At 71.7% G+C, this 13,495-nt stretch carries 11 protein-coding genes; 1 reads left to right on the plus strand and 10 read right to left on the minus strand.

Annotated features, from left to right (window positions below; all coding sequences use genetic code 11):
• Window positions 1-127 precede the first annotated feature (127 nt).
• The 3 genes from ACIQRL_RS25825 to ACIQRL_RS25835 form a co-directional block, all read right to left on the minus strand.
• The gene (locus tag ACIQRL_RS25825; RefSeq protein ID WP_401335678.1) at window positions 128-790 is read right to left on the minus strand and encodes an HdeD family acid-resistance protein; all 663 of its coding nucleotides are present in this window, start codon (window positions 788-790) and stop codon (window positions 128-130) included.
• A 182-nt stretch (window positions 791-972) separates the two neighbouring features.
• Complete coding sequence (locus ACIQRL_RS25830; RefSeq protein ID WP_261707285.1) at window positions 973-1,176, minus strand: hypothetical protein; 204 nt, start codon at window positions 1,174-1,176, stop codon at window positions 973-975.
• 126 nt (window positions 1,177-1,302) lie between these two features.
• Window positions 1,303-2,925, minus strand: coding sequence for an MFS transporter (locus tag ACIQRL_RS25835; RefSeq protein WP_401335681.1), 1,623 nt, complete (start codon window positions 2,923-2,925; stop codon window positions 1,303-1,305).
• Window positions 2,926-3,181: 256 nt separating this feature from the next.
• Here ACIQRL_RS25835 and ACIQRL_RS25840 point away from each other — a divergent pair, with 256 nt between their 5' ends.
• A complete protein-coding gene (locus tag ACIQRL_RS25840) occupies window positions 3,182-5,833 on the plus strand; it encodes a LuxR C-terminal-related transcriptional regulator (protein WP_401335684.1) in 2,652 nt (883 codons plus the stop codon).
• A 37-nt stretch (window positions 5,834-5,870) separates the two neighbouring features.
• Here the strand turns inward: ACIQRL_RS25840 and ACIQRL_RS25845 are convergent, their stop codons facing one another.
• The 7 genes from ACIQRL_RS25845 to ACIQRL_RS25875 form a co-directional block, all read right to left on the minus strand.
• Window positions 5,871-6,290, minus strand: coding sequence for a hypothetical protein (locus ACIQRL_RS25845; protein ID WP_401335686.1), 420 nt, complete (start codon window positions 6,288-6,290; stop codon window positions 5,871-5,873).
• A 681-nt stretch (window positions 6,291-6,971) separates the two neighbouring features.
• Entirely contained in the window at window positions 6,972-8,291 is a 1,320-nt protein-coding gene (locus tag ACIQRL_RS25850; RefSeq protein WP_401335688.1) for an alpha-glucosidase/alpha-galactosidase, read from the minus strand.
• Window positions 8,288-9,319: a carbohydrate kinase family protein gene (locus ACIQRL_RS25855; protein WP_401335691.1), complete on the minus strand. Its 1,032-nt coding sequence runs from the start codon at window positions 9,317-9,319 to the stop codon at window positions 8,288-8,290. Before ACIQRL_RS25855 ends, ACIQRL_RS25850 begins: the two co-directional genes overlap by 4 nt.
• A gap of 5 nt (window positions 9,320-9,324) precedes the next feature.
• Window positions 9,325-10,155 carry a carbohydrate ABC transporter permease gene (locus tag ACIQRL_RS25860; RefSeq protein ID WP_401335694.1) on the minus strand — a complete coding sequence of 277 codons (831 nt, stop codon included), beginning with the start codon at window positions 10,153-10,155 and terminating at the stop codon, window positions 9,325-9,327.
• Window positions 10,152-11,114 carry a carbohydrate ABC transporter permease gene (locus ACIQRL_RS25865; protein ID WP_401335696.1) on the minus strand — a complete coding sequence of 321 codons (963 nt, stop codon included), beginning with the start codon at window positions 11,112-11,114 and terminating at the stop codon, window positions 10,152-10,154. Before ACIQRL_RS25865 ends, ACIQRL_RS25860 begins: the two co-directional genes overlap by 4 nt.
• A 48-nt stretch (window positions 11,115-11,162) precedes the next feature.
• Window positions 11,163-12,455 carry an ABC transporter substrate-binding protein gene (locus tag ACIQRL_RS25870; protein ID WP_401335699.1) on the minus strand — a complete coding sequence of 431 codons (1,293 nt, stop codon included), beginning with the start codon at window positions 12,453-12,455 and terminating at the stop codon, window positions 11,163-11,165.
• Window positions 12,456-12,466: 11 nt separating this feature from the next.
• Entirely contained in the window at window positions 12,467-13,426 is a 960-nt protein-coding gene (locus ACIQRL_RS25875; protein WP_401335701.1) for an endo alpha-1,4 polygalactosaminidase, read from the minus strand.
• Window positions 13,427-13,495 lie beyond the last annotated feature (69 nt).

Below are 13,495 nucleotides of genomic sequence, written 5' to 3' on the forward strand. Positions count from 1 at the left end.
ATCCGGCCGGCGCCCAGGCAGGGGAGTCACGAGTATGCCCGGCCTTCCGTACAACTCAAGGAATCTCGGGCGGCTGCGTACGTACAGCCGGGCGTGCTCGGCCTCCTCCGTCTCGGCCTCGCCCCACTCAGTAAGGGGAGGCCGGGTCACGTGGCCCGGCCGAGACCGCCCTGCGCAGGGCGGCCCGCCAGGCGAAGGCCACGGCCAGTTCGACCAGACCGATCAGCACCATCCACAGGCCGAGCAGCCGGGTCAGGGCACGGGCCGACTCCGTCGGCAGGGCCAGTACGACGATGCCCGCGATGATGCCGATCGCCGCCCCGCACAGGACGAAGCCGCGGTGCGGCAGGTCCCTGCTGGCGAGGGCCGTGTACGCGGTCAGCACCCCGGACACGAGCCAGACGACGCCGAGGATCAGGGACAGCGCGGCGATGGTCTGCATCGGGTTCCGCAGACACAGGACGCCCGCCAGCACGTAGATCACCGAGATCAGCAGGGCGGCGAACCGGTTGCCCTGCTCCCGGTGGCCGAAGACCGACACGAACCGGAACAGGCCGATCACGAGCAGATAGAGACCGAGGAGAACCGCCAGGACGTGCAGGGTCTCATCCGGCCAGACCAGGACCAGGATGCCCGGGACCAGCGTCGCGACGGCCGAGCCGAGGAGCCAGGTCCAGGAGGCGCCGACTCGGTCCAGCAGCACCGTGGGGTCACCCGGGGGTGCGGAAGCCGAGCCCTTGTGCCAGGGGTCCGGCCCGGTGGGCGATGCCGAACCATGCGATTCGGTCATGGTTCCTCCTCACGCGGTCGAGCGGGCCACTGCCGGACCGCCGACGGGACGGTGGGTGGATTCCCGGCCTCCAGCGTCCCGTGCGCCGGCCTCCCGCGGGTCACCCCCGGCGGGTGATCCTCCCGGCAGCTCCAGCGATGTCCTCGGGGCTTTCCGGCAGTAGTGCCGCTTCCTCGGCGTCCTCATGGCTGTTCCGGCAGTTGGCGCATCTCCACGACGCGCAGCCCCAGTGACCGGCAGCGGGCCAGCAGCCCGTACAGATGCGCCTCGTCGACGACCGGGCCGAACAGGATGGTCTGGCCGGAGATCAGCACGTGATCCATCTCCGGGAACGCCTCGGAAAGCGTCTCCGACAGATGTCCCTCGACACGGATCTCGTACTGCATGGGGAGCTCCCCCCGGCGAGCGGCCTGGGGCAGGCGGACGGCCTTTCCTACGATCATCCGGCGCGCCGCGTCGCCCGCCCTCACCCGCAGAAGGTGAACCTGGGTCCGGGGCGCCGCCTCCGGCGTTCACGCCTGTTCGAGGGAGCCTGCCGGGGCGCCCGGGTCGGGAGACTTCTTCCGGCCCGTGCCGGTCGGCAGATGCGTCGTGACCAGGAAACTGGCGAGCGTGATGCCGCCGGCCGCGAGGATCGCCGCCTTCAGACCGTTCAGCTGGGCCGTCGCGTAGGAGTCCGTGACGGCGGCGACCTCGGCCGGCGGCAGCCCGGCCTGTTCGGCCGCCGAACGCACCTCGTCGGTCGGCACGAAACTGATGCCCGCTTCGAGCGCGACGCTGGTCTGCTGGCGTGCCTCCTGAGACACGTCCGGATTCTTCGCCACCTGGGTGGTGAAGGCCTGGGCCAGGGCGCCGATGAGGATCGATCCGATGAGCGCGGTCCCGAGCGCGGAGCCCAGATTCTGGGCGGTGAACTGGAGCCCGCCGACCTCGCTGCGCTCCTCCTCGCCGACGCTGGACTGCACCACGTTGCCCAGCTGCGAGGCGAGCAGGCCCATGCCGACGCCCAGCAGGGCCATGGCCCCGGCGAACTGGGCGTCGTCGATGACCGGCTTGATGCTGGCCAGCAGCCACGCGATGGCTCCGAGCAGGGTCAGCAGAGCCAGCCTGACCACCCGGCGCGGCCCCATCACCCGTCCCAGCCTGGACGCCAGTACGGAGGCCACCAGCATGGTGACGGACACCGGGAGCAGCCGCAGTCCCGTCTGGAACGCGTCGAAGCCCTGCACCACCTGGAGATACAGCGGGATGGCGAAGAACAGCCCCAGCAGGATGAGGTTCTGGCTGAGCAGCGTCAGCAGACCGGAGCGCAGGGGCAGTTTGTGCAGCAGGGACAGATGGATCAGGGGGTCGGTGCCGTGTTCCTCCCTCCGGCGCTCCCACTTGGCGAAGACGGCCAGGACGAGCACCCCGGCGGCCACGACGAACAGCGTGGGAGCGAACCCGAAGATCGTGAAAGGCGGGTTGCGGGGCTGCACCCAGCCCCAGGAACTGCTCTGCAGGACACCGAGCACGCCCAGGCCCAGTCCGGCCGCGGACAGGGCGGAGCCCACGCCGTCCAGCCGGGGGCGTGGGTCGGGCCTGGGCGATTCGGCGATCGCCCGGCGGCACAGGAGCATCGCGATGACGACCACGACCTCCCCCGCGAAGACCAGACGCCAGGTGAGGTACGTCGTCACCCAGCCGCCCAGCAGCGGTCCGACCGCGATGCCCGCGCCGGCCAGCCCGCCGATCACGCCGTAGGCGACGGCCCGGTCCCGTCCCGTGTAGGCCTCCGCCACGAGGGCCGCCATGGCCGGCAGCACCATGGCGGCGCCGAGCCCCTCGATGACCGACCAGCCGAGCGTGAGAACCCAGACAGTGGGAGCGACCGCGGTCAGGGCCGACCCGAGGCCGTAGACCATCAGTCCGATGATGAACATGCGACGGCGTCCGAGGATGTCGCCGAGCCGCCCGCCGGTGGCCATGAAGGCCGCCATGACCAGCGCGTAGAGCGTGATGACGGCCTGGATGGCGGTGACCTCGGTGTCGAAGTCCTCGACGAGCTGGCTGATGGACACGTTCATGACGGAGGTGTCCAGGACCATCAGGAACTGGGCCGTGCCGAGCACCATCAGGGCGCGCCAGTGCTTCACCGGTAACCACCTCATCGAGTCGGCCCGCGACGCTGGTGCGCCGAACAGCGGCGTCCGCCCCTGCTCCGCTCCCATGAGACCCGAAGAACGCGTCCCCCGCCTCACCCGGCGCGGGCGACCGGAGCCTGCCTTGCGACTTTCGGTACAGCGGGTGACGATCAGTGTGCGGGGGTTACGCCGGGGAGGGAGCTGTGGACCCGGACCACATCGGATCGAACGCGTCGCCGCAGCCGAGAGATCGCGGAGGCAGAACCCCATGGCCGGGCTGCTGACCCCAGGTGGTGACCCCCTGCTCGCCGTCCGGTTCACCGTCCCGGACCTGACGGAGACCTTCGTCCGCAGGCCGCGTCTGGTCGGACGTCTGAACGAGGGCGTTCAGGGCCCGCTGACGCTGGTGAACGGGCCCGCGGGCGCGGGAAAGACGCTCCTGGTCGCCCACTGGATCTCCACGATGGACCGTCCGGGTGAGGTGGCCTGGCTGACCGTGGAGCACGAGGACACCGGACCCGGCATCTTCTGGACGTACGTCCTGGAATCCCTGCGGCGGCACGGAGCGGCGGTCCCGGACGACGTCGGCAGTCCCTCCAGCCCCGGCGACGTCGACCACTCCCTGCTGACCCGGCTCGCCGCCTGGCTGAGCGAGCGCGCGGATCCGGTGATCCTGGTGCTCGACGAGTTCGACCGGGTGGGAGCCTCGGCCGAGCTCGCGGACGAGCTCCAGTTCGTCCTGCGGCACGCGGGCGGCGGTCTGCGCCTGGTGATCGTCAGCCGTACGGAGCCGCAGCTCCCGCTGCACCGCTATCGCGCCGCCGGAGCCGTCGCCGAGGTCAGGGGCGCCGACCTGGCGTTCGTCCCCGGCGAGACGGCCGCCCTGCTGAGCCGCCACGACATCCGGCTGTCGGACGACGGCGCGCGGTCGCTGACGGAGTGGACCGGAGGCTGGGCGGCCGGGCTGCGGCTGTGCATCCTCGCGGCGCAGCACGTGGACGATCCGGACACCTTCATCAAGAACTTCGAGGCGGGTCAGAGCACGCTCGCCGACTTCCTGCTGGCCGAGGTGCTGGAGGCGCAGTCGGACGAGACCCAGGACCTGCTGCTGCGGTCGAGCATCCTCGAACAGATACACCCGGATCTGGCCAACGCCCTGACCGGCCGGGACGACGCGGAAGCCATCCTGGCCGGGCTGCAGCACGCCAACGCGTTCGTCGAGGCCATCGGCCACTCGTGGTACCGGCTGCACCCCTTGTTCGCGGAGATCCTGCGGGTCCATCTGCGCGTACGCCAACCGGGTGTGGAACCCGAGCTGCACCGGCGGGCCGCCCGCTGGCTCAGCGACGCGGGACTGCTCGCGGAGGCACTGCCGCACGCGGCGGGAGCGGGCGAATGGGAGCTCGCGGCGGGCCGCTTCATCGACGAGCTGGCCATCGGCCAACTGCTGACGGGACTCGACGCCGAGCGCCTCGACGGATTGTTCGCCGCCATGCCGCCGGATGCCGCCGGTCCGGCCGCGTGCCTGGTGCGCGCCGCCCGTGAGCTCGTCCGCCACGACGTCGACCGGGCCCTCGAATTCCTGCGGCGGGCCGGGGAGAACCTGACCGACGAGGGCGCCGACACGGCGGCTCTGCGGCTGAGCCACGCGCTGCTGAGGGTGTTCACCGCCCGGCTGACGGGCTCGGCCGAGCGGGCGGAGGCGGCGGCCGAGGACATGAAGGCGGCGGAGCTGCTCCTCCCGGCCGAGCGGCTGGAACAGCACCCGGAGCTGCCGGCTCTGATGCTCACGGACCTGGGCTCGGCGCAGCTGTGGGCGGGGCGGTTCGACGAGGCCCGGACCTCGCTGTCCGCCGCCGCGCGGGTGGATGACGGACCGTCCACCGCGTACCCCCGGCACGAATCGCTCAGCCGGCTCGCCCTGATCGACTTCCTGTGCGGCCGGCCGGGCCGCTCGGAGTCGCACGCTCGGGCGGCGGTGGCCGAGGCGGAGCGCTCCGGTCTGCCGCCCGCAGCCCGGACTGGGGTCGCCCAGCTCGTCCTGGCCGCGGTCGCCGTCGACCGTGACGATCTGCCCGTGGCGCAGACGCACCTGGACCAGGCGACCGCCTCCACCACGGCCTCGCGCGATCCCGTCGCGACGGCCGGCCTCGGTCTCCTGCGCTCCCGGATTCTGCTGGCCAAGGGGCATCCGAAGGAGGCGCTGCGCGTGCTGCAGGAGCTGCGGCGGCCCCCGCAGGGTGTCGAGCCCTCGCCGTGGGTCAGCGGTCGGGCCGCGCTGGCCATGTCCACCGCGCATCTGGCCCTGGGCGATCCGCTCGCCGCGTTGGACGTGCTCGCGGAGGAGGGCACCAGCGGGCCGGAGGCCACGGCGGTCGCCGCCCGTGCCCGGCTCGCGACCGGTGACGGAGAGACGGCACGCGCCCTGCTCGACGACATCCCCACCGAGCTGGACGAAGGGCCGGGCATCGCGGTCCGGGTGCTGCTGGTACGGGCGCAGACCGCGGACGCGCTGGGCGACGACTCCACCGCACAGCGGCTGGTGGCACGCGCCCTGCACCTGGCCAGGCCGGAACATCTGCGACTGCCGTTCGTGGAGGCCGGACCCTGGCTGCGGTCGTTCGTACGACGTCGGCCCGTACTGGCCCAGGGCCATGAGTGGCTCCCGGCGATGGCCGCGGTCCGGGGCACCGAGCCCGCCCCGCGGCCGGATCACGCGCTGGTGATCGAACCGCTCAGCGAGCGCGAACAGGAGGTGCTGGAACGTCTGTCGCAGATGATGTCGAGGGACGAGATCGCCGCCGACCTGCATCTGTCGGTCAACACGGTCAAGACCCACCTCAAGAGCGTCTACCGCAAGCTCGCCGCGACCCGCCGGGGAGAGGCCGTACGGCGGGCCCGCGACCTGCACCTTCTGTGAGCAGCGGACCCGTGCCGTTCGTTGCCCTCCGACCCGGTCAGTCGGTGTCCGTGTCCGGCCGCGCGACGCAGAGCGCCCAGATGACGAACCCGTACAGGGCGATCAGCGTCAGCGACCAGACGGGGTAGTACGGGATGTCGAGGAAGTTGGCGATGATCAGCAGGGCCGCGATGCCCACGCCGACCACGCGTGCCCAGGTGGCCGCCGTGAACAGACCCAGGCTCACGACCACGGCGATCGCGCCGAGCGACAGGTGGATCCAGCCCCAGCTCGTCAGGTCGAACTTGAAGACGTAGTTCTGGCTGGTGACGAAGACATCGTCCTTGGCGATCGCCATGACGCCCCGCAGGATGTCCAGGACGCCGGAGACGAACAGCATCACCGAGGCGAAGATCATCAAGCCGCCGGCCGCCGTCAGGGCGGTCTTGGAGTGGGTGTGATGCTGGGTGGTTGCCATGGCAGAACCTCCGTTGCACGGGCCGCGACCGCAGCCAGTCACCACCGAGCCTGCGACAGCCGGCCCCCTCCGGCCTCACCCCCTGAGGGTGACGATGAACGGACCCGGTCCGTGGCACCCGGGACCAGGAGCTTGGGACCCGGGATCAGGGACCCGGGTGCGAGGGGAGAGGCCGGGGGAGGGGAGGGGGACGGGTCCGGCCCGGCACCGGGCGCTTCCGCCCGTGCCGGGGTTCGTGGCTCGGCGGGGCGCCCGCCTGTTGTCGCCCGGGTGCCGGGTGCCGGGTGCCGGGTGCCGGGTGCCGAGGGTCGTGGTTCGGCCGGACGGCGGGCGTTGCCCGTGTGTCCGGGGGTTCGTGGTTCGGCGGGGCGCCCGCCTGTTGTTGTCCGGGTGCCCGGGTTCGTGGCTCGGTCGGACGGTCACGGTTGCCCGTGCCGGGGATCCGTGGCTCGGCCGGACTGCTGCCGCAGCTCGTGCCGGCCGGGCATTCGCGGGCTGGCCGGATGGCTGCCGCTGCCCGGGTGCGCCCCCTGCGAAGGGGGGGGCGCGGCATGGACGGACGGTCGCCGCGCTCGATGCCGAGGGCGCGGTTCCGCCCCCGGCATCCGCTGCCCGGGCCGGGGAGTCGCGGGCCCGCCGGACCGGTGCCCCGGCCGCTCCCTCGGGCCGAGCGCCGCGGGCTCAGTGGCCCAGCAGCGACCTCAGCTCGGGCTGGAGGAGGTCGCCGTGGGCCCGTACGAGGTCGTCGCACAGGTCCCAGATGCGCTCGACGGGGAGGGCCGCGGCCGTCGCGGGGTCGGCCATCGCGGCGTGCCGGATGTGCCGCGGCTCGTGATCGGTCGCGGCGCGCACCACCAGGTCGTTGACGGCGACGTACGCGCTGTTCAGGGCCGCGCACTGCGGCGGCAGCGCGCCGACGCGGGTCGGCTGCACCCCCAACGCGTCGGTCAGGCACGGGACTTCGACGACACAGTCGGCCGGGAGGTTGTCGATCAGGCCGCGGTTGGGCACATTGCCGTAGATCGTGCGCGGGGTACCGGTCAGCGTGCTGTGGATGATCTGCGGGGCGTACTCCAGGGTGCCTTCGACGGGGAGGGGCGCCCCGGAGGCGAGGGCCTCGCGGGTGCGCCGGTAGCTCGCCGCGTTCTCCTCGATGATCTCCAGATAGGCGCCCACCGGCAGCCTGAGCCGCTCGATCTCGCTGTCGTGGTGGAGGTACCACGGCACGTACTCCGAGGAGTGCTCGCTCGTCTCGGTGGGGTAGTGGCCGAGGCGACGGTACATGTCCACGCGGACCCGGCGCATCAGTCCCGGGTCCTTGGCGATCGCCTCGTCCAGGAGCGGGTAGAGGTCCTGGCCCGCGCGCTCGAAACGCAGCACCCACGCCTGATGGTTGACCCCGGCGGCCAGATGGGTGACCTCCTCGAAGGGCACGCCGACGAGCTGGGCGAGGTCGTGCATCGTCCAGTACACGGAGTGGCACAGGCCGGTGACGCGCAGGGCCGGGGCGATGCGGCTCAGATACAGGACGTTCATCGCCATGGGGTTGGTGTAGTTCAACAGCAGGGCGTCCGGGCAGAGTTCCGCCATGTCGGAGGCGAGTGCGCGGAGCACCGGGAAGGTGCGCAGGGCGCGGAAGATGCCGCCGATGCCGAGTGTGTCACCGATGGTCTGGCGCAGCCCGTAGCGGGCGGGGATGCCGAAGTCGGTGCGGGTCGCCCCGTCCATGCCGACCTGGATGATGTTGATGACGAAGTCGGCGTCCGCCAGGGCCGCGCGACGGTCGAGATGCGCGGTGATCGTGGGCTTGGCGCCGCGGACACCGGCGATGTACCGGGCGGCGCCCTCCGCCGTGGCCAGCCGTTCCGGGTCGATGTCGTGCAACGCGATCCGGGCGTGCGCGAGTTCGGGGAACGTGAACAGATCGGCCAGCAGTCCCTGGGTGAACACCACACTCCCGGCTCCGATGAAGGCGATCTTCGCGGGGGTGACGTCGTTCATGTACGGCTCCTGGTGTCGCGGGTGCGGGAGATGTCCGAAGTGCCCGTGTCTTCGGCGGTGTTCGGGGTGCTCGCGCCGGGAGGGATGCCCGGGCCGTCCGCGCGGGCCGCGGCGCGGGCCTCGTCCCAGGTGGCCTGTGCCGCCGTACCGCCGTGCGCCCGGGTGGACAGCGAACCGCAGGCGGCGGCCACCGTGAGCGCCGAGCGCAGGTCGAGTCCGCGCAGGGTCGCGGCGACGAATCCGGCGTCGAAGCTGTCGCCCGCGCCGACGGTGTCCACGGGGTCGACGGGCAGGGCGGGCACGCGCGACAGCTCGGTGCCCACGCAGGCGAGGGCGCCGTTCGCGCCGTCCTTGACGACGACCGTCGGTCCCCGGCCGGCCAGGAAGGCGGCGGCCGCGACGAGTTCGGGCTCCCCGGACAGCGCGGACGCCTCCGCCGCGTTGGGCAGCAGGAAGTCGGTGAACTTCAGCACCGGGTCGAGGAGTTCGTGGTCCCAGCGTCCCGCGGGGTCGTCATTGGTGTCGAGCGAGGTCGTCGCCCCGGTCTCGCGTGCCAGGCCGAACACCGAGGCCAGTGACCGTGCCAGACGGGGCATCAGAAAGAACGAGGCCGCGTGCACATGCCGGGAGGCCGCGATCAGCTCCCGCGGTACGTCCTCGGGACCGGTCGCCGTGAGACAGCCCGGCGCGGTGAGGATGGCCCGGTCCCCGTCGCCGGCCGTCACGACCGTCGTGAGCGGTGTGGGCAGGACCGGGTCGGTGACCAGGAAGCCGACGTCGACGCCCCGCCGGGCGAGCGCCTCGCGCACGAAGGAACCCGCGGGATCGTCACCCACCCGGCCCGCGAACGCGACCCGCAGCCCGAGCCGCGCGGCCCCGCACGCCATGATCGCCGCCGAGCCGCCCAGCACCAACCCGGCGTGCTCGACGAGCTGTTCGCGCTGCCCGAACCGCAGGGGACCGTGCAGCGGGCCGACCACGACATCCGGATTGGCGTCGCCGGCGACCAGGAGATCGAAGGATGTCATGGTGCCTAGCCCTTCAGGCCGCTCGAAGTGAGCGACTGGACAAAGGTCTTCTGCGCGAGCAGGAACGCGACCAGGACGGGCAGCACGGTGATCACATTGCCCGCCATCACCGCCGACCACTGCGTGTGGTGCTGTCCCTGGAACGTCGTCAGACCGAGTTGCAGCGTGTACTGGGTGTCGTGGTTGATCGCGATGAGTGGCCAGGACAGGTCGTTCCAGGTGCTCAGGAACGTCAGCACCGCGACCGTGGCCAGCGCCGGCCTGGCCAGCGGCAGCACGATCGAGAACAGCACCCGAAGCCGCGAACACCCGTCGATCCAGGCCGCCTCCTCCATCTCCCTGGGCAGCGCGAGGAAGAACTGCCGGAACAGGAACACCGCGAACGGGGTGACGAGCGACGGCAGGATCAGCGCCCCGAGCGTGTCGATAAGACCCATTTCCTTCATCACCAGGAAGGTCGGGATCATCGTGAGCTGGAAGGGGATCACCATCGTCGCCAGCATCAGAGCGAGCAGCGCCCGCGATCCGGCGAACCGCATCCGCGCGAAGGCGTAGCCGCCGAGCGCGCCCAGCAGCAGATTCGACAGGACGGCCACGCCCGCGACGATCAGTGAATTGGCGAACCAGCGGGGGAACATCGCGTTCCCGAGCACATACCGGTAGCCGCCCAGGTCGATCCCCTTGGGCCACAGCGCGGGCGGGAACCGGTTGATCTCCGCGTTGGACATCACCGAACTGAGCGCCAGCCACACCAGTGGCAGCGCGAAGCACAGGGTCAGCGGCGCCAGCAGCAGATGCCAGCCGCTCGGCCTGCGGGAGGTCGCGGGTGAAGTCATCGGACCGCTCCTTCGATACGTTCCCGGTGGCGCCGTACGAGGTGCAGCGCCCCGCCCGCCACCAGCAGGGCGAGGGCGAGGACGTACGCCGCCGCGGCCCCGTATCCCGCGGTGAACATCTGGAACGCCTGCTGCCAGACGAAGTAGACGACCACGCCGGTCGATCCGAGCGGCCCGCCCTTCGTCGTCACGTAGATGAGGTCGAACACCTGGAGCGCCGTGATCAGTTGCCACAGCAGCAGGAACACGGTGACCGGGGTGAGCGTCGGCAGGATGATGTGGCGCAGCACCCGCCGGCGGCCCGCCCCGTCGATCCGCGCGGCTTCCACGAGTTCGGGCGGGACGTCCTGGAGCGCGGCCAGATACACGACGACACAGAAGCCGACACCGCTCCACAGCGAGATCAGCACCAGCAGATAGATCGCCTGGTCCGGGTCGGTCAGAAAGCCCTGCGGGGAGAGCCCGATCTTGTGCAGCAGGGAGTTCGCGACGCCGAACTCCGGGTCGAGGATGAACGAGAACAGCACGCCCTGCGCGGTCGCCGACACCACGAACGGAACGAAGACGAGCGTGCGGTAGAGGCCGATGAACCGGATGCGGCGGTTCAGCGCCAGGGCGAGCGCCAGCCCGCCGACCAGGCTGAGCGGCACGTACAGGGCGGTGTACAGCAGCGTATTGCCCACGGCCGTATGGAAGTTGGGGTCCTGGAACAGCGCCCGGTAGTTGTCGAGGCCGACCCAGCGGCCAGGGGTGACCAGGTCGTCGGCGCGGAAGGAGAGGAGCAGCGACCACACGACGGGCACGATGCTCAGACCGAGGATCACGACGACCGCCGGGCTGATGAACGCCCAGGCGGTGGCCGTCTCGCGACGGGTACGGCGGCGGGCGGCGCGCCGCGCGGCGGCCGGGGCCGGCGCGGCGCCGGGTGCGAGCGTGAGGGCGCGGGGAAGGGTGGACATGACGGCCTCCTTCAGCTGGATGTCAGCTGGGAACGTCTGAAGTCGAGGTCACCGGGGGATGAGCAGGGCCGCGTCGGCCGTGCCGGCGCACCGGCGGATGGCGTGGGCGGGGGAGTCCTTGCCGAGCAGGACCGAGACGATCGCCTCGCCGAGAGCCTGGGAGATCTGCGGGTAGGCCGCGTGCACGGGCCGGACCCGGGCGGAGGTCAGCGTCTCGGTGAACACGTCGAGCCCCGTGGTCGCCGCGGAGTGCTCGCGCCACTCCGGCCGCCGTGCGGTGGCCGAGCTGAGCGGGAGGCTGCCCTCCGAGATGCCCCAGCGCGCGTCCTGGGCCGGCTGGATCATCCAGCTCACGAACTCGACGGCGGCCCGGGAACGGGCGGAACCGTTGTCGAACACGGTCCAGGTGTCCGGTCCGGAGATGGTGATCGGCCTGCCGTTGTACGTCGGCAGCGGGACGACGTCGTAGTCGATCTTCGCAGTGATGATGTCCGGCAGCTCCCAGGGCCCGGTGGCCACCATCGCCATCCGGCCGCCCAGGAAGACCTGGTACATCTGCTCGCTGCCGGGTTTGGGGTCGACGTACACGCTCTTGTCGTGGGCCAGCCGGGCAAGGGTCCCAAGGGCCCGGGTGCCCTGTTCGGCGAAGCCGATGCCCTTGCCGTCGGCGGAGACCACCTCGCCGCCGAGGTCCCAGATCATCGGCCACAGCCGCCAGACGGTGTCCTCGTCGCCCGTGCCCGGCCAGCCCGTGCCGAACACCCCGCGCCCGGGGTCGGTCAGTCTCCGGGCGGTGTCGACGAACTCGTCCCAGCTCCAGCCCGGCTTCGGGTAGGGGACCCCGGCCTGCCGGAACAGCTTCTTGTTGTAGACGACGGCCAGCGAGTCGAGCACCGCCGGGGCGGCGCGCACCTTGCCGTTGACGGTGACCGCGTCCCGTACGGGCGCCCAGAAGGAGTTCCACGGCGGGGTGCCCTGGTGCAGCGCGGACGTCAGGTCGACGACCCGGGGGCTGCGCGCGACGCTCGCCAGGTCCGAGCCGAAGATGTACGCGATGTCGGGGTACGAGCCGGCGGCGAGCGCGGCCGTCACCTTCTGGAGCATCGCGTCGGCCAGCACCCCGCCGCCCGAAGCGTCCACGCGGATGCGCGGATGGGTGCGGTTGAAGTCGGCGACCATCGCCTCCACGACCTTCCTGGCCGTGTCGTTCTGGCCGTGCCACAGTTCGACGGTCACCCTGCCGTCGGCGCCGACGCCGTCCGAGGGTCCGCCGCAGCCGGCGACGGCCCCGGCCGCTGCCGCGCCCAGGAGCACCCGGCGCCGCGCGATCGCGCGTGTCATCCCGGCCCCCGTCAGCGGGTCTTGCGGACGTAGTCCGCGCTGCCGGGGGTCGAGACCATGACGTCCCGGCGCACGATGCTCAGCCGGTCGCCGAAGGCCGACCGGGCCTTGCGCAGACCGCTGTCGGTGTACTCGATGACGACCACCCGGTCGTGGAACGCCTTCGCGTACGCGCCGCACTCGTCGTACTCGCCGCACTCCTCCGCCACCGCGAAGTCGAGCCCGGTCCGCGCCCTGAGCCCCGCCAGTTCGACGGTGTTCTTCTGCCCGATGGCCAGATGCCGGGCGTGCGCGTGTTGCGACAGCAGAGTGATGAACGCGGTGGCGTCGTCCGCGCTCAGCAGCTTCCGGGAGCGGGTGTAGCTGTCGTAGTTGTCCGGCTCGATCGCGTCGAATCCCTTGGTGGCGCACTCGTCGATCCACCGGTCGACGCGCGCCGCCACCCGCCGGCGCTTGGCGGGCGTCCGGATGTCGAGCAGCGCCTCGTTCCAGTCCTGGTCGACGACGACCTTGCCGTCCGCGTCCCGCAGCAGCAGGTCCGCGGGCCACTGCCCGCGTTCCTCCGGCTGGGCCTGGAAGGCGTTGACGTAGCAGATGTTGTACACGCCGCGCGCCGGGGACGACGAGCGGTCGCGGCTGACGATGCGCACCCCCGCGGCCGGAGGGTAGGCGCCGCCGATCTGGTAGTCGAAACCCGCGTGCAGCGGGGGGAGTTTCACGGCGGCCGGTGTCGGGTCGGGCCGGGGCGTCGGTTGCGGCGAGGTGGACTCCGCCCCGACGGGCGCCGAGGGTTCGGCCGTTGTCCCGGAGGGCTTCGGTGGCGTGACCGGGGCCTTGGACGGTGTCCTCGGGCTCTTCGGCGAGGCGCTCGTGTCCTTGCCCGCATCGCAGCCCGCGAGCGTCAGAAGGCCGGCCAGGGCCGTGGCTGTGCCCAGAACTCCCGCGCGGAGAACACGTTTGACGGGGGGCATGTCCGCTCCATCAATCGCGAGTACGTCCCCGCCTCGGACGCTGCGAGCGGTCCTGGCGACTTTGGCCGG

The sequence above is a fragment of the Streptomyces sp. NPDC091209 genome, from assembly GCF_044757755.1.
Taxonomy (GTDB): Bacteria; Actinomycetota; Actinomycetes; order Streptomycetales; family Streptomycetaceae; genus Streptomyces.